This window comes from Rhodococcus sp. C3V, assembly GCF_029269915.1.
In the GTDB taxonomy this organism is placed as follows: domain Bacteria; phylum Actinomycetota; class Actinomycetes; order Mycobacteriales; family Mycobacteriaceae; genus Rhodococcus_F; species Rhodococcus_F qingshengii.
In genome coordinates this window covers 1-623 of the sequence record NZ_JARJBE010000070.1, presented here as the reverse complement: position 1 = coordinate 623, position 623 = coordinate 1, and the positions used below count along the sequence as shown (strand labels likewise).

Sequence of the window (623 nt, the reverse complement as noted above, 5' to 3'; positions counted from 1 at the left end):
TGCTCCGGAAGATCAGCCAACGCATCCGACCAGAACGCAATCTGCTTCGCGATCATGGACTGCGGATCGTCCTCGGACCCGAGAACCTCACGCTGCCACAACGAATAGTCGACGTACTGCACCGGCAACGGCGTCCAGGTCGGAGCCTGGCCGTTGGTTCGGGCGTAGTAGGCGGTCATGACGTCGCGGGTCAACGGGCCCATCGAGAAGCCGTCGGTCGAGATGTGATGCATCACGAACGACAACACGAAGTCGTCATCGGCGACCTGAAAAAGCTTGGCGCGCAACGGAACCTCGACAGTGACATCGAAGCCCTGGGCGAAGAACGAATACAGCTCCGCCTGGATTCGGTCGTCTGTGACGCGTTCTGCGCCGAGATCGATCGAGACATCTTCTACCGAGCAGATCTTCTGGTAGCCGACGCCGTCGACCTCGGGGTAGACCGTGCGCAGAACCTCGTGGCGGCCGATAACGTCGTGAACTGCCGAATTCAGGGCCGCCAGATCGAGCGCACCCGTGAGCCGAACGGCAACAGGGACATTGTTGACAGCAGAATCGGTGTCGAATCGGTTGAGGAACCACATGCGCTGCTGCGCCAACGACAACGGAACCCGAACCGGACG

At 60.7% G+C, this 623-nt stretch carries 1 protein-coding gene; it reads right to left on the bottom strand.

Going from position 1 to position 623, the window contains the following annotated elements:
• Positions 1–623: condensation domain-containing protein (locus P3G66_RS31835; protein ID WP_276117887.1), on the bottom strand; the 623-nt coding region annotated here is incomplete at both ends.